A 16,120-nucleotide genomic window follows, 5' to 3' on the forward strand; every position below is an offset into this window, starting at 1 on the left:
TTTATCCTTTCTTACTAAATGTCTAAGTTTATAACATTTAAGGCATTTTCTTCAATAAACTTACGTCTTGGTTCAACTTTTTCACCCATTAGAGTATCAAAAGCGGCATCTGCACGTTGCGCATCTCCTATACTTACTTGATACATTAAACGATGTTTTGGATCCATTGTTGTATCCCAAAGTTCTTCAGCATTCATTTCTCCAAGACCTTTATATCGTTGAACTGCGTACTTTTTATCTCCAGCAAATTCTTCAATATGTTGTTTTAGTTCTTCTTCTGTATGACAATAGTATTCTTTTTTACCTACTTTCAGACCGTATAGTGGTGGTCTTGCAATATATACATATCCCGCATCTATTAATTCTCTCATATATCTAAAGAAGAATGTCAATAATAATGTACGAATATGGCTACCGTCAACATCGGCATCGGTCATTATTACGATTTTGTGATAACGTAATTTATCCATATTTAATGTTTCACCGATTCCCATACCTACTGCCGTTATAAGAGATCTAATTTCATCACTTGATAAAACTTTATCAATTCTAACTTTTTCTACGTTAAGAATTTTACCTTTTAATGGTAATATGGCTTGGAACTTACTATCACGTCCAAGTTTCGCACTTCCTCCCGCAGAATCCCCTTCGACTAGGAATAATTCACATTCAGCTGCATCTTTACTAGAACAATCTGCAAGCTTACCTGGTAAGTTTGTGAATTCTAAAGCATTTTTACGACGAGTGGATTCACGTGCCTTTTTAGCAGCAATTCTCGCACGAGAAGCCTGTAATCCTTTTTCTACAATAATTTTTGCAACTTTTGGATTTTCCAATAGGAATCTATCTAATTCTTCAGAAAATAGCTTGTTGGTAATTGTACTCATTTCTGAGTTACCCAATTTAGTCTTTGTTTGTCCTTCGAACTGTGGATTCGGATGTTTAATAGAAATAATTGCAACTAAACCTTCACGAACATCATCACCAGTCAGTGTTTCTTTTTCTTTAATTAGCTTATTCTTTTTGCCATACGCATTTATAATACGTGTTAAAGCTGTTTTAAATCCACTTTCGTGTGTCCCACCTTCGTGTGTATTAATGTTATTCGCATAACTCAAAATATTACTTGAATATCCTGTATTATACTGCATTGAGATTTCTACTTCCTTACCTTCCATCTCACCATGAACATAAATTGCTTCGTGTAAAGCATCTTTATTTTCATTTAACATCTCTACATATTCTAATAATCCACCTTCATAACAAAAATCTTCTTCTTTCTCTTGGTTTTCTCTTTCGTCTTTCAGAACAATAGTTATACCTTTATTTAAGAAAGCAAGCTCTCTAATACGTGATCTTAAAATATCATATTCATATACTGTTGTTTCTTGGAATATCTCTGGATCTGCTTTAAATCGGACCGTTGTCCCCGTTTTATCAGTTTCACCGATAACTGTAATTCCTTGAACAACTTCTCCTCGTTCAAATTTCATTGAATGAATTTTACCGTCACGATGTACATATGCTTCTAAATTAGTAGACAAAGCATTAACAACGCTGGCACCAACTCCGTGAAGTCCACCAGATACTTTATATCCTCCTCCACCAAATTTACCACCGGCATGTAGTACTGTAAGAATTACCTCAAGTGCAGGTTTTCCTGTTTGTTCTTGAATATCAATTGGGATACCACGACCATTATCTTCTACTCTTATCCAATTATCTTTTTCAATAGCAACTGTAATTGTATTACAGTATCCTGCTAAAGCTTCATCGATAGAGTTATCTACGATTTCCCACACTAAATGGTGTAGCCCTCTGCTTGATGTCGAACCAATATACATACCTGGTCTTACACGAACAGCTTCTAATCCCTCAAGAACCTGTATCTGATCGGCATTATATTCTTGAATTTGTTTTTTTTCTACCATGATTTTTCCTTTCATTTTTATCATCTATTGTTTTAATAACTATTTTGGCAAAAATACATTAATATTACCATTGTCTATTTTGAATACTTTTGCTTTTTCTAATAAATCTTCCTTTATATCTGTTATGGATGGTGTTGTTATAAATGTTTGTACATTTTCATCAATTGCATCTAATAATTTTAACTGTCTATTTTTGTCTAACTCACTTAATACATCATCTAATAAAAGTATAGGATAATCTCCTGTTTTTTGTTTTAAATAATGTATTTCTGAAAGCTTAAGTGACAACACTATGCTACGTTGTTGGCCTTGAGACGCATATGTTCTTGCTTCAAGATTATTTATAAAGAACTCTAAGTCATCTTGATGCGGTCCGATTTTAGTATTACCACGCATTATATCATCGAAAGATTTTTTCATCATTAACTCGACAATATTTTCTTCACTAAATTTAGCATCTGAAACACTAGAGACTCCTAGAACATCCAAAATCGAACTCTTATACTTAATTTCCAAAATCTCATTACCGTTAGAAATATTCAACATATTCTCATAAGCAAGCTTAGCTATATCTTTTACAAACGAAACTCGTTCTCGAGTAATATACATTGCTATTTTTACTAACTGACTGGTAAGTGTTTCTAAATACGTAAGACTTATTTCATCTTTAGGATTCTTTTTCATGTCTTTTAAATAAGAATTCCTCTGTTTCAGAAGGTGTTGATACATTAAATGATATTTATGATATATGCGAGAAAACTGATAAAATTCTCTATTAATAAACTCTCTTCTTAGCGATGGAGATCCTTTTACTATTTGTAAATCTTCTGGAGAAAATAAGACTACATTTAATTCTCCTACAAACTCCGTTAGCTTATTTTTTTTTATGCCAGCAATTTTTGCACTTTTTCCTTTATTGCTTATCCCTAGCATAATATCGAGATTTTTATTATTCTTATTTAAAACACATGACATTGCTGCTGCATCTTTTCCAAACATAATACACTCGGTATCACTTTTTGTTCGATAACTTTTTCCCAAAGACAAACAAAAAATAGATTCAACTATATTAGTCTTTCCATTAGCATTATCACCAAAAAAAATATTAAGGGATGGATGTGTTGCTATATTTAAAGATGTGTAGTTACGAAAATATAATAGTTTTAACTCTCTAATTTTCATTAACTATAATAAACTCTTGTCCATCTATTTTAATAACATCATCAGTATATAGCTTCTTACCTCGTCTGTCTTCGAATGCATTATTTAACTCTACTTCTACTTCTTTTAAGAAATATTTAGCTTCGCCTCCTGAAGCAATAAAACCCTCTAGTTTTAAAAATTGAGACAGTGTAATATATTCACTATTAATAAAAACTTTTTTCATTTTACACCTCCAAATTGATTTGAAATGAAACTTTATGTATATAAATATATTTTATACCTTATAATTATATCAGAAAACAGCTTTTTTTTCAAGAAACTGGCAACAGAAATAATACTTTACATATGAATCTTATTGCAGAACTGGGCTATTTTTTCACCCACTAATATTATTAATTTCTATATAAAATATATTATATTATTAATTAAATTTTAATAATTTATTTAAATATTTAGTTATTAAAATATTATTTTAGTATGAAATTTTATATTATATATTTATTCTAAAACTTTTATAATTTACAGTAAATTATTCACTCTTAACACACAAACATATTAAAGTTTAACACTAAACTTTATATTGGTTTTCTTTGGCCTATATTAAAATAAACTATAAAAAAAGCCAACTACACAATTATGTAGTTAGCTTTAAATTAATTATTTAGCTAAAGCTGCTTTAGCTTGTTCACAAATACTTGTGAATGCTGCTGCATCGTGGATAGCGATTTCTGACAACATTTTTCTGTTAATATCGATACCAGCAACTTTAAGTCCGTTCATTAGACGACTGTAAGATAACCCATTTAATCTTGCAGCTGCATTAATACGAACGATCCATAATCTTCTGAAATTACGTTTAGTTTGACGACGGTCTCTAAACGCATACATACCAGATTTCATAACTTGTTGCTTAGCAACTTTGAATAATGTATGTTTTGAACCAAAATATCCTTTAGCTAGTTTTAAAACTTTTTTACGGCGACGACGAGTCACAGTTCCACCTTTAACACGTGGCATATCAAATTCCTCCTTATGTATAACTTAAATAAGTATCTACGCTATAATTAATCTTCTTTAATATTATTTAACTAATAAAGTTCTAATACGTTTGTAATCACCACGAGATACTAATGAAGCTTTACGTAAGTGACGTTTTTGTTTAGTAGTTTTTCTTGAAAACCAGTGAGAAGTATAAGCACGGCTACGTTTTAATTTACCGCTAGCTGTTTTTTTCACACGTTTTGCTAAACCACGGTGAGATTTCATTTTTGGCATTATCAAATTCCTCCTATATTAAACCTTTATTTCTCTTTTTTGGGTGCTAGAACTAAAAACATACTGCGACCTTCCATTTTAGGCTTTTGTTCGACAGTAGCTATATCGCTAGCTTCGTTAGAAAAGTTTTCTAAAACTTTCTGTCCAATTTCTTTATGGGTGATTGCTCTCCCTTTAAAACGAATAGAAACTTTAACTTTGTCTTCTTTTGCTAAGAATTTACGTGCATTTTTCAACTTAGTTTCAAAATCATGTTTTTCAATCGTTGGAGATAATCTTATCTCTTTTGTTGTCACGATTTTTTGTTTCTTACGTGCTTCTTTTTCTTTCTTTTGTTGTTCAAATTTGAATTTACCATAATTCATAATTTTCGCAACAGGTGTTTTAGCATTTGGAGCTACTAAGACTACATCCAAATTCATACGTTCTGCAATTTGCATCGCTTCTGCCTTTGTTTTAACTCCTAATTGTTCTCCATTTTGACTAATTAAAAGAAACTCTTTCGCTTTAATACCTTCATTTACTTGTGCAGTATCTTTACTAATGATCAGCACCTCCTATTTATAAATTTCATTAAATACTAAAAGTACTAAAAAAACTGGGTGCAAAACACCCAGCATAAAATTCTACATTTCATCTACATAGACCTGAACAATCAAAATTGGCAGGTGAGAAACGGGTGCTTCTACTTTTGTATTCAACATTATTCATTTTACATTTATTTTTTAGTTTTGTCAATAGAAATATATAATTTTTTGATATATTTCTATTGACTCTACATATTTTTATTAAATAGCATCTAATTCTTCTTGTAATTCTTCTTCAATTGGCTTATCAGAATCCTCTTCTGAGTCTATATCAATATTATTATATCTTAGCATACCTGTTCCTGCTGGAATTAATTTACCTATAATAACATTTTCTTTAAGCCCCATAAGTTTATCAACTTTTCCTTTAACTGCTGCATCTGTAAGAACGCGTGTTGTTTCTTGGAATGATGCTGCTGATAAGAAGCTTTCTGTTTCAAGAGATGCTTTTGTAATCCCCAGAATAACTGGTTTAGCCGTAGCCATGTTCCCACGTTTTTCAAGGATTCGTTTGTTCTCATCAGTAAATTTGTGAATATCTACTAGTGAACCTGGAAGTAAATCAGTATCTCCCGCATTGATTACGCGTACTTTTCTTAACATTTGACGAACCATAACCTCTACGTGCTTGTCACTGATTTCTACCCCTTGCATACGGTAAACTTTTTGTACCTCAGTTAATAAATAACTTTGTACAGCTTCTAGCCCTGCAATAGCTAATAATTCTTTTGGTTCAATAGAACCTTCCGTTAATGCTTGTCCACGTTTAACTTTATCATCTTGTTTTACTAACATACGGCTTGCACCATAGTCTTGGTATTCTCTTTCTTCACCAATTTCACTTAGAACATAGATTCTACGAACATGGTTAGTATCTACTTCTACTTTAGTAACTGTTCCATCAACTTCTGAGATTAGTGCCTTACCTTTTGGATTACGTGCTTCAAATAACTCTTGAATACGAGGTAACCCTTGGGTAATATCGGCACCAGCAACCCCTCCTGTATGGAATGTACGCATTGTAAGCTGTGTACCAGGTTCCCCAATTGATTGAGCTGCAATAGTACCTACTGCTTCTCCAACTTCAACTTTTTCACCTGTTGCTAAGTTTTTACCATAACATTTTTCACAAACACCGTGACGGCTATTACATGTGAATGCTGAACGGATGACAACACTTTCAACACCTGCTGCCTCGATTGCTTTTGCAGTATCTAATGTAATTAATTCTCCATCTTCAACAAGTACTTTACCTGTTTCTGGATGAACAACAGTTTCTTTACTGTATCTACCTTCAAGACGTTCTTGTAAGCTCTCGATTTCATCTGTACCATTTTTCAGTGCTGTTACACGTAAACCACGAGAAGTTCCACAGTCATTTTCACGAACGATAACATCTTGTGCAACATCAACTAGACGACGAGTTAAGTACCCTGAATCGGCTGTTTTAAGAGCTGTATCTGCAAGACCTTTACGTGCTCCGTGTGAAGAAATAAAGTATTCTAATACTGTTAATCCTTCTTTAAATGATGAACGAACTGGCATTTCCATAATACGCCCTGATGGTGAAGCCATCAATCCACGCATTCCGGCAAGCTGTGTAAAGTTTGATGCATTACCACGTGCTCCAGAATCACTCATCATATAAATTGGGTTTGTAGCTGGAAGAGAGTCCATAAGTTGATCTTGAATGATATCTTTTGCTTTTGCCCATTGTGCAATAACGTTTTGATATCGCTCCTCTTCTGTTAATAATCCACGTCTAAACAGATTAGTAATCTTATCAACATTTTCTTGTGATTCAGCTAATATTTCATATTTGTTAGGTAGGACAAATACATCACTAACCCCTACTGTAATACCCGCTCTTGAAGAATATTTAAATCCTAAATCTTTCATTCTGTCTAACATCATTGATGTTTCAGTAATGTGGAATCTATTAAATATTTCAGAGATAATTTTTGATAAGAAACCTTTTTTGAATGGTGTTACAGGTTCTTTTTCCTCAATATATCCTTTTAAGCCACTTTCTGTTAGTTCAGATGGAGCTACAAAGTATTTATCTGGTGTTGCAGTTTCTAAGTTTTCTTTAGTAGGTTCATTTAAATATGGGAATCCTTCAGGAAGAATATCGTTGAAAATTACCTTACCAATAGTTGTAATAAGTAATTTTTTATTTTGTTCTTCTGTGAATGTAGGATTTTCAAATGACTTAGCCATAATACCTACACGTGTATGCAAGTGGATATATCCATTTTGATATGCCATTCTTGCTTCATCCGCATCTTTAAAAATCATACCTTCCCCAACTGCACCTGGTCTTTCTAGTGTTAGGTAGTAGTTACCAAGTACCATATCCTGAGATGGTGTAACAACTGGTTTCCCATCTTTAGGGTTAAGAATATTTTGAGCTGCTAACATTAACATACGCGCTTCTGCTTGCGCTTCTTTTGATAAAGGTACGTGTACGGCCATTTGGTCACCATCAAAGTCAGCGTTGAATGCTGTTGTAACAAGAGGGTGAAGACGAATTGCACGTCCTTCAACTAAAATTGGTTCAAACGCTTGGATACCAAGTCTGTGTAGAGTCGGAGCACGGTTAAGTAGTACTGGGTGCTCTTTTATAATATCTTCTAGAATATCCCAAACATGATCTTCCATTTTTTCGATTTGATTTTTTGCATTTTTAATGTTGTTTGCTAATTCGCGTTTTACTAATTCACGCATTACAAATGGTTTAAATAATTCAAGCGCCATTTCTTTTGGTAATCCACATTGGTACATTTTTAAGTTTGGACCAACTACTATTACAGAACGCCCAGAGTAGTCAACACGTTTACCTAATAAGTTTTGACGGAAACGCCCATGTTTACCTTTTAACATATTAGATAATGATTTAAGTGTTCTATTACCTGGCCCTGTTACTGGACGACCACGACGTCCGTTATCAATTAAAGCATCAACTGCTTCTTGTAACATACGTTTTTCATTTTGTACAATTAACCCCGGAGCTTTAAGCTCAATAAGTTTTTTCAAACGATTATTACGGTTAATTACACGTCTGTATAAATCATTAAGATCACTTGTTGCAAATCTACCACCATCTAATTGAACCATTGGTCTAAGTTCTGGTGGAATAACTGGTAGTACTGTCATGATCATCCATTCTGGTTTATTCCCAGAATTTTTGAACGCTTCAAATACTTCCACACGTTTAATAATTTTAACAACTTTTTGTCCTGATTTATAATTACTTTCACTTAATTCTTTAAGTTCATTTTTTAAGTCTTTTAGTTCTTTTTCGATATCTAACTCAGTTAACAGGTCATGGATTGCTTCCGCTCCCATTTTTGCTACGAATGAGTTAGCTCCAAAAGTGCTACGCGCTTCACGAACTTCACGTTCAGAAACAATTTGTTTCTTCATAAAGTCAGTTTCACCTGGATCAATTACAATATAAGAAGCAAAATAGATAACTTCTTCAAGTTGTCTTGGACTAAGGTCTAACAATAGTCCCATTCTACTTGGAATACCTTTAAAATACCAAATATGGCTGACTGGGGCAGCTAACTCTAAGTGCCCCATTCTTTCACGACGCACTTTTGCCAAAGTAACGTCTACACCACATTTATCACATTTTATGTTTTTATATCTTACTCTCTTATACTTTCCACAAGCACATTCCCAGTCTTTTGTAGGACCAAATATTCTTTCACAGAATAGCCCATCATTTTCTGGTTTTAAAGTTCTATAGTTAATAGTTTCTGGTTTCTTAACCTCTCCATAAGACCAACTTCTAATCTTTTCAGGAGAAGCTAAACTAATTTTCATATATGCAAAATTATTTACGTCTATCAAGGAGCATACCTCCTTTATTTTTTTGTATAATAGCCTTGAATAGTTCTTTGTGATTAATTGTAAAATTCATATTATTCTTCATCAGTATCTTCTACATCGGCATATTCATCTATATCTGATAGTAATATATCAGCTAAAGCCGCATAACCTGAAGATTCTTCGCTTGGCTCACTATCTTCTTCTACATCATCATACTCATCTGTATCTGATAATAATAAGTTAGCTAAATTTTCATAACCTGAAGTCTCATCGCTTTCAGCTTTTGATTCTTCTTGCACATCATTTTCCCTATCGTTTTCTTTATTCTCATGAGAACCATGATATTCTATAGTATCTCCTAAATCAATATCACCCATATCCACTTCGTTATCATCTTTATCCATTACTCTAAAGTCCATACCTAAAGCTTGTAGTTCTTTCATAAGAACACGGAATGATTCAGGAACTCCAGGTCTTGGAATATTTTCACCTTTAACGATAGCTTCATATGTTTTCACTCGACCGTTAGTATCATCTGATTTATATGTTAAAATTTCTTGAAGAGTATAAGCAGCACCATAAGCTTCTAATGCCCATACCTCCATCTCACCAAATCTTTGTCCACCAAATTGTGCTTTACCACCTAATGGTTGTTGAGTAACTAGTGAGTATGGTCCAATTGAACGTGCGTGAAGTTTATCATCAACCATGTGTGCAAGTTTAATCATGTACATTACACCAACAGATACACGGCTGTCAAATGGTTCACCTGTGCGTCCATCATAAAGAACAGTCTTGGCATCTTTAGCCATTCCTGCTTCTGCGATAGTTGCCCAAACATCATCATCATTAGCCCCGTCAAATACTGGAGTAGCAACATGAATACCCAACTGTTTAGCAGCCATTCCTAAGTGAAGCTCTAATACTTGTCCAATATTCATACGAGATGGTACCCCTAGTGGGTTTAACATAACATCTACAGGTGTTCCATCTGGTAAATATGGCATGTCTTCTTCAGGTAAGATATTAGAGATAACCCCTTTGTTACCATGACGACCGGCCATTTTATCCCCAACGCGAATCTTACGTTTTTGAACGATAAATACTCGAACAAGTTCATTTACGCCGTTAGCTAATTCTGCTCCGTCTTCACGTTTGAAAATTTTAACATCTGCTACTACTCCGTCTGCTCCGTGTGGTACACGTAATGAAGTATCACGTACTTCTTTAGACTTCGCACCAAAAATAGCATATAATAATTTTTCTTCTGGAGTCTGTTCAGTTAATCCTTTTGGAGTTACTTTACCAACTAAGATATCACCGTCTTTAACTTCAGCACCAATACGAATAATACCACGTGCATCAAGATTTCTTAATGCATTTTCCCCCACATTAGGAATTTCTCGTGTAATTTCTTCTGGTCCTAATTTTGTATCTCGCGCATCTGTTTCATATTCTTCCACGTGAATAGAAGTATAAACATCATCTTTTACAAGACGTTCACTCATAATAACAGCATCCTCATAGTTATATCCATCCCAGTTTACGAATGCTACAACTAAGTTTTTACCTAAGGCTAATTCACCTTTATCCATAGAAGGACCATCAGCAAGAATATCTTTAGGTTCTACTCTATCACCAACTTTTACAATTGGTTTTTGGTTGTATGATGTACTGTGATTAGAACGAACAAATTTATGAACTACATAAGTATCTAAATCACCTTGTATTTCTTTTCCATCTAAAGTTTCAATTCGACGAACTTTAATTTTAGCTCCGTCTACATACTCTACAATACCAGGATACTTAGCAATTACTGCAGCTCCCGAGTCTCGTGCTGCAAGATGCTCCATTCCTGTTCCAACAAATGGTGCCTCTGTTAACATTAAAGGCACTGCTTGACGTTGCATGTTCGCTCCCATTAGCGCACGGTTAGAGTCGTCATTTTCTAAGAACGGTATACATGCTGTTGCAGCCGACACTACTTGTTTTGGAGAAACATCCATATAATTCATCATTTCTTTTGGTTTAACTGTATTGTCTCCTCTAAAACGACAAACCACTTCATCGTCTAAGAAATATCCATTCTTATCTATATTTGAATTTGATTGTGCTACTACGTATTTATCTTCTTGATCAGCTGTTAAATACTGAACATTTTCTGTTACATATGGACGCCCATCTTTATCAACTTCTACTTTTCTATATGGAGTCATTATAAATCCAAATTCATTAATACGAGCAAATGATGAAAGTGAGTTAATCAATCCGATATTAGGACCCTCTGGCGTTTCAATTGGACACATACGACCATAGTGTGAATAGTGAACGTCACGCACTTCCATTCCTGCACGTTCTCTCGTTAGACCACCAGGTCCAAGCGCTGATAAACGGCGTTTGTGAGTAAGCTCACTTAATGGGTTAGTTTGATCCATGAATTGTGAAAGTTGAGAACTTCCAAAGAATTCTTTAATAATTGCCGTTACTGGGCGAACATTAATCAATTGTTGAGGTGTAATTTCATTAGTATCTTGAATACTCATACGCTCACGTACAACACGCTCCATACGAGAAATACCAACACGAATTTGATTTTGTAACAACTCACCAATACAACGAAGACGACGATTACCAAGATGGTCAATATCATCAACGCGGCCAATTAATTCATATTCGAATCCATCACTATTCCTTCTATTTCTAATTAATAATAAATAGTAGTTGATACTTGCAACGATATCTGCGATTGTTAATGTTAATATATCTTTGTTTGGCGCACCATTACCGATAACATGAAGGATTTGATCATTAGTAAGTTCATCTATGTTAAACTCATTACCAACTTTAACTTGATTTACAACTTTGAAAAGTTGCAATTTCAAACTATCAGTGCCATCTAATGATTCATTCATATCAAACTCTACAACGTTAGCAGTAGTTCCCAGTTCCTCGTAGATACCATCAATAATTTCACGAGTTAATTTAGTTCCTTTTTCTACTAAAATTTCACCTGTTTCTGTATCAACGATTGGTTCTACTAGAATTTGGTTTTCTAATCTTTCTCCAACATGAAGTTTATTATTTAATTTATAGCGCCCTACTTTAGCTAAATCGTATCTTCTTGGGTCAAAGAAACGACCATGTAATGTAGCTTTCGCTGTCTCTACGTTTGCAGGCTCTCCTGGACGTAGTTTATCGTAAATAACTTTTAATGCTGTTCCCGTGTCTAAGTTTTCATCTTTTTCCAAAGTATTTAGAAGTTCTGTATCCTCACCAAACAATTTAACTATTGCTTCATCAGATTCAAAACCTAGTGCTCTAATAAGCGTTGTCAAAGGTATTTTTCTAGTTCTATCTATACGAGCGTATGCTAGACCTTTTATATCTTTCTCAAACTCTAACCAAGCACCCCTGTTAGGAATAACAGTTGTTTTATAAGCATTAGGAATATTTTTAATTTTTAATTTATCGTCTTCTGTAAAGTAAACAGAAGGTGAACGCACTAATTGAGATACAATTACACGCTCTGCTCCATTGATAATAAACGTTCCAGTTTCTGTCATCAATGGTAACTCACCCATAAATACTTCTTGTTCTTTAATTTCGTCACGTTCTTTATTAATCAAACGTACTCGCACTCTTAAAGGTGCTGAATATGTAGCATCACGTTCCTTAGATTCATCAACACTGTATTTAGGCGTTCCTAATTTATAATCAATGAATTCTAAGCTTAATTTATCATTATTACCTTCAATTGGTGAAACATCTCTAAAAACTTCTTTTATACCAGTTTCTAAAAATTTTTCATAAGATAATGTCTGAATCTCAATTAAGTCCGGTAAATCAATTACCTCTGATATTCTAGCATAGCTACGTCTTTGTCTGTGCTTACCAAATTTAACTTTTTGCAACTGTGTCACCTCTCAGCTTTTCTCTTATAAAACTAAAAAGAAAATATACTATTTTCTCTTAATTACTATATAATTTTTGCAATTCCATTTACTAGAAAATAGAATTACTTGCAATTTATCATTTTATCATAGTTATAGCAAGTTGTCAATTATTTTGAGGCTTTCAAAATATAGTATCCTTTGTTTTTTACGATAACTTCCACAAAAGAAAAAGTTTCTTCAAGAAGTTTTTTACAACTTGCCATTCCTTGTTTTTTCTGAATAACAACCCATAGTTCTCCTGACTCGTTAAGATGATTAAAACTATCTATCATTATTTGATGGACAATTTTTTTTCCTGCTCTTATAGGTGGATTTGTTAATACTATATCAAAGTCACCTTTTACATTATCAAAAGAACTACTTTCAATTATTTCTACTTTATTTTCAATTCTATTAAGTTCAATATTTTTTTTAGTTAATTCAAGACTTCTGTTATTAACATCAACCATAGTAAAGCTATAGCTTGGGTTATTTTTTGCCAAAACTATTGATATCACACCATATCCACAACCTATATCTGCCACATCAGCAATTTCTTTATCACTACTAAAGTTTTCTAATAACACCTTAGTCCCAAAATCAACTCCATCTTTCGAGAAAACTCCTGTATCTGTATAAAATTTAAAATCTTCTCCAACTATTTTAGAGCATATAATTTTTTCACAACTTTTTGTTGTTAGATTATTTGTATAATAATGTTCCATAATAAAGACACCTCTTATGAATAGAAGAAAAATAGTATATCCTCAGTTGAGCACTTGAGATATACTATTTTTTGTTATTATCATCGTATCAAATATTCTCAAATAGAATATTATTGTTTATTTACATCTATCTTTTTATCTACTTAGATTAGAAATTATTTAACTTCTACAGAAGCTCCAACTTCTTCTAATTTAGCTTTGATTTCTTCGGCTTCTTCTTTAGTAACACCTTCTTTAAGTGTTGCAGGTGCTCCATCTACTTTTTCTTTAGCTTCTTTTAGTCCGTCTCCAGTGATTTCACGAACAACTTTGATTACTTTGATTTTTGACTCACCAGCAGATGCTAATACTACGTCAAATTCAGTTTTTTCTTCAGCAGCTCCAGCAGCAGCTCCACCAACTACAGCTACAGGTGCAGCAGCAGTTACTCCGAATTCTTCTTCAATTGCTTTTACTAAGTCGTTTAATTCTAAAACTGACATTTCTTTGATAGCGTCTAAAATTTGTTCTTTAGTCATTATAAATTTCCTCCGATTTTAAATTATATTTTTTTATGATTTTTATTTATTAAGCTTCTTGTTCAGCTTTTTGGTCTGCTACAGCTTTAACAGCTAAAGCAGTGTTGCGCATTGGCGCTGTTAATACAGATAGTAACATTGAAAGTAACCCTTCGCGACTTGGTAATGTAGCGATAGCTTTAATTTCAGCTTTATCTGCAACTTTTCCTTCTATAACACCAGCTTTTAGTTCTAAGTTTTCGTGTTCTTTTGCGAAATCGTTTAAAACTCTAGCAGGAGCTACAGCATCGTCTGTTGAAAAAGCAAAAGCATTTGGTCCAGTTAGAACTTCTTCTAATCCTTCAATTCCTGCTTGCTCCATCGCACGACGAACTAATGAGTTTTTATAAACTTTAAAAGTTAAACCTTCGTTACGCATGTTGTTACGTAATTCTGTTACTTCCGCAACGTTTAAACCACGGTAGTCAGCAATAACAACTGAAGAACTTGCTTTAATTTCTTCTGCGATTTGATTTACTAACTCTTGTTTTCTCTCAATAGCTTTAGACATTGAACTTCCTCCTAAGTAGATTTATCAATTTCAGTACCAATAAAAAACCTTTTTGCATGCGAGAACATACAAAAAGGCACATAAGCTTCTTTTCGAATTTTGTCCTCGGTAGGCTAATTAAGGATTTCTCCCCCTACTGTCTACGGTACATTTTCAACTGACTTATATATTTTAGTATATATTTCTTTTTTTGTCAATAGTTTTTTTATTTTTTATTGGTATTGTTTTAAATAATAACATTATTTATGTCTATTAACATAATACTCTATTGCTTCACTTATATACTCCACAACTCTCTCACCAAATTTATTAATATTATCTTGGAATTCAGGATTTGCAGAATGACCTTTCCTTATATAAGAAAACGCCTCATCAGAATTGATTTCTTCTATAATGTTATATTGAAGACAATTTAATTAGGCTTCAAAAACTTTCTTTAAATCCACTGCTTTATTTAGCGCTTCTGTAATTACAATACCAATAACCATAACAATCACTTGCGATAATAGCAATGAGCCATAAATCGTAGTAAATGCTCCAAAATCAAATGGAACTCTTGCAGAATTTTCACCACTAAATATTGTTATCTCATATGCAATTATTGGCATACAAATAATTAAATATAAAATAATGTTAATGACGTGCCTTACTATTCTGTTTTTTATAAATTTAAAAACAAAAATACTAATTGCAAGTGCAAGACCTGTTCCTAGTGTTCCAAAAAACACATCAACAATTCCTAAGGGGCTGAAAATATTAGCAATCGCTACCCCAAGAGTAATTGGGAACCAATACTTTTTGCTAAATACTACTAATTGTGATAAAGACTCACTTATGCGAAATTGAATTGCTCCGTATGAAAATGGAGCAATAGCAACTGTTAATACAACGTAGATTGCAGCTAATAATGCTTGAATAGTTAAAACTTTAACTGTATTATTTCTCATTATATATCTCCTTATCTTGTTTAAGAGAACAAAAAAACACTGATATGAGAAATCAGCGTTCGCAGTTTTTTTTATAGATGGATCTCTCAAACATCTTTTATTTATAATAAAGTCAGAAGACAAATAACCTTACTCATGTAAAATTAAATATCAACGTCTTATATACTATCATATTCTTAAATCTAATGTCAATAAAAATATTGATTTTGGATGAAATTTGCTAATACAATATAAAAAATTAAAAAAACACCTTGCATTTACATTTTCATTATGTTAAAATGAGGTAGTTGTATTTAACAACACTTAATTCATTGTAATTAAGAATATTAATTAATATTTCTTAGTAATATCACTAATAATCAGGAGGTGAATCGAATGCCAAACATTAAATCATCAGTATTGAGTGTAAGAAAAGATGCTAAAACTAACGCAGCTAACACAGCTAAAAAGTCTGAAATGCGTACAGCTATTAAAAAAGCTAAATTAGCTAAATCTGAAGGTGCTGCTAACGCTGCAGAGTTAGTAAACCTTGCTTACAAAAAAATCGATAAAGCTGCTAAAACTAATTTAATTCACAAAAATGCAGCTGCTAGATACAAATCAAACCTAGCTAAATAATAAAAAAACTACTCAGTAAACTGAGTAGTTTTTTTA

The 16,120-nt window shown here is 32.9% G+C and carries 14 protein-coding genes and 2 other annotated features; of the genes, 1 reads left to right on the plus strand and 13 read right to left on the minus strand.

Features of this window, described 5'->3' with window-relative positions:
• Positions 1 to 14 precede the first annotated feature (14 nt).
• The 13 genes from gyrB to O3802_RS01080 all read right to left on the minus strand — a co-directional run bounded on the left by gyrB (position 15) and on the right by O3802_RS01080 (position 15,466).
• Positions 15 to 1,931, minus strand: a complete 1,917-nt coding sequence (gyrB, locus tag O3802_RS01020; RefSeq protein WP_040461379.1) for a DNA topoisomerase (ATP-hydrolyzing) subunit B — start codon at positions 1,929 to 1,931, stop codon at positions 15 to 17.
• A gap of 39 nt (positions 1,932 to 1,970) precedes the next feature.
• Positions 1,971 to 3,113, minus strand: a complete 1,143-nt coding sequence (gene recF, locus O3802_RS01025) for a DNA replication/repair protein RecF (protein ID WP_371457911.1) — start codon at positions 3,111 to 3,113, stop codon at positions 1,971 to 1,973.
• A complete protein-coding gene (gene yaaA, locus O3802_RS01030; RefSeq protein WP_004631725.1) occupies positions 3,103 to 3,318 on the minus strand; it encodes a S4 domain-containing protein YaaA in 216 nt (71 codons plus the stop codon). Before yaaA ends, recF begins: the two co-directional genes overlap by 11 nt.
• 434 nt (positions 3,319 to 3,752) lie before the next feature.
• Positions 3,753 to 4,112: a 50S ribosomal protein L20 gene (gene rplT, locus O3802_RS01035; RefSeq protein WP_003144917.1), complete on the minus strand. Its 360-nt coding sequence runs from the start codon at positions 4,110 to 4,112 to the stop codon at positions 3,753 to 3,755.
• A 63-nt stretch (positions 4,113 to 4,175) separates the two neighbouring features.
• The gene (gene rpmI / locus O3802_RS01040; RefSeq protein WP_003145690.1) at positions 4,176 to 4,370 is read right to left on the minus strand and encodes a 50S ribosomal protein L35; all 195 of its coding nucleotides are present in this window, start codon (positions 4,368 to 4,370) and stop codon (positions 4,176 to 4,178) included.
• A gap of 26 nt (positions 4,371 to 4,396) precedes the next feature.
• Positions 4,397 to 4,924, minus strand: a complete 528-nt coding sequence (gene infC / locus O3802_RS01045) for a translation initiation factor IF-3 (RefSeq protein ID WP_003145601.1) — start codon at positions 4,922 to 4,924, stop codon at positions 4,397 to 4,399.
• 30 nt (positions 4,925 to 4,954) lie between these two features.
• Positions 4,955 to 5,067, minus strand: a sequence feature (ribosomal protein L20 leader region).
• A gap of 91 nt (positions 5,068 to 5,158) precedes the next feature.
• Positions 5,159 to 8,815, minus strand: coding sequence for a DNA-directed RNA polymerase subunit beta' (gene rpoC, locus O3802_RS01050; protein WP_371457912.1), 3,657 nt, complete (start codon positions 8,813 to 8,815; stop codon positions 5,159 to 5,161).
• A gap of 71 nt (positions 8,816 to 8,886) precedes the next feature.
• On the minus strand, positions 8,887 to 12,705 hold the full coding sequence (rpoB, locus tag O3802_RS01055) for a DNA-directed RNA polymerase subunit beta (protein WP_281666292.1): 3,819 nt from the start codon (positions 12,703 to 12,705) through the stop codon (positions 8,887 to 8,889).
• A 149-nt stretch (positions 12,706 to 12,854) separates the two neighbouring features.
• Positions 12,855 to 13,451: a class I SAM-dependent methyltransferase gene (locus O3802_RS01060; protein WP_371457913.1), complete on the minus strand. Its 597-nt coding sequence runs from the start codon at positions 13,449 to 13,451 to the stop codon at positions 12,855 to 12,857.
• 155 nt (positions 13,452 to 13,606) lie between these two features.
• Entirely contained in the window at positions 13,607 to 13,969 is a 363-nt protein-coding gene (gene rplL, locus O3802_RS01065; protein WP_371457914.1) for a 50S ribosomal protein L7/L12, read from the minus strand.
• Between the two features lie 49 nt (positions 13,970 to 14,018).
• Positions 14,019 to 14,519, minus strand: coding sequence for a 50S ribosomal protein L10 (gene rplJ, locus O3802_RS01070; protein WP_371457915.1), 501 nt, complete (start codon positions 14,517 to 14,519; stop codon positions 14,019 to 14,021).
• A gap of 32 nt (positions 14,520 to 14,551) precedes the next feature.
• Positions 14,552 to 14,683 (minus strand) — a sequence feature (ribosomal protein L10 leader region).
• Positions 14,684 to 14,758: 75 nt separating this feature from the next.
• Positions 14,759 to 14,914 (minus strand): TipAS antibiotic-recognition domain-containing protein, encoded by a 156-nt coding sequence (locus tag O3802_RS01075; protein WP_371457964.1) that lies wholly within the window; start codon positions 14,912 to 14,914, stop codon positions 14,759 to 14,761.
• 21 nt (positions 14,915 to 14,935) lie between these two features.
• Complete coding sequence (locus O3802_RS01080) at positions 14,936 to 15,466, minus strand: QueT transporter family protein (RefSeq protein ID WP_004631703.1); 531 nt, start codon at positions 15,464 to 15,466, stop codon at positions 14,936 to 14,938.
• A gap of 375 nt (positions 15,467 to 15,841) precedes the next feature.
• Between O3802_RS01080 and rpsT the strand changes: the two genes are divergently transcribed.
• Complete coding sequence (gene rpsT, locus O3802_RS01085; protein ID WP_004631701.1) at positions 15,842 to 16,084, plus strand: 30S ribosomal protein S20; 243 nt, start codon at positions 15,842 to 15,844, stop codon at positions 16,082 to 16,084.
• Positions 16,085 to 16,120 lie beyond the last annotated feature (36 nt).

Source organism: Gemella sp. 27098_8_92 (genome assembly GCF_041433685.1).
Classification (GTDB): domain Bacteria; phylum Bacillota; class Bacilli; order Staphylococcales; family Gemellaceae; genus Gemella.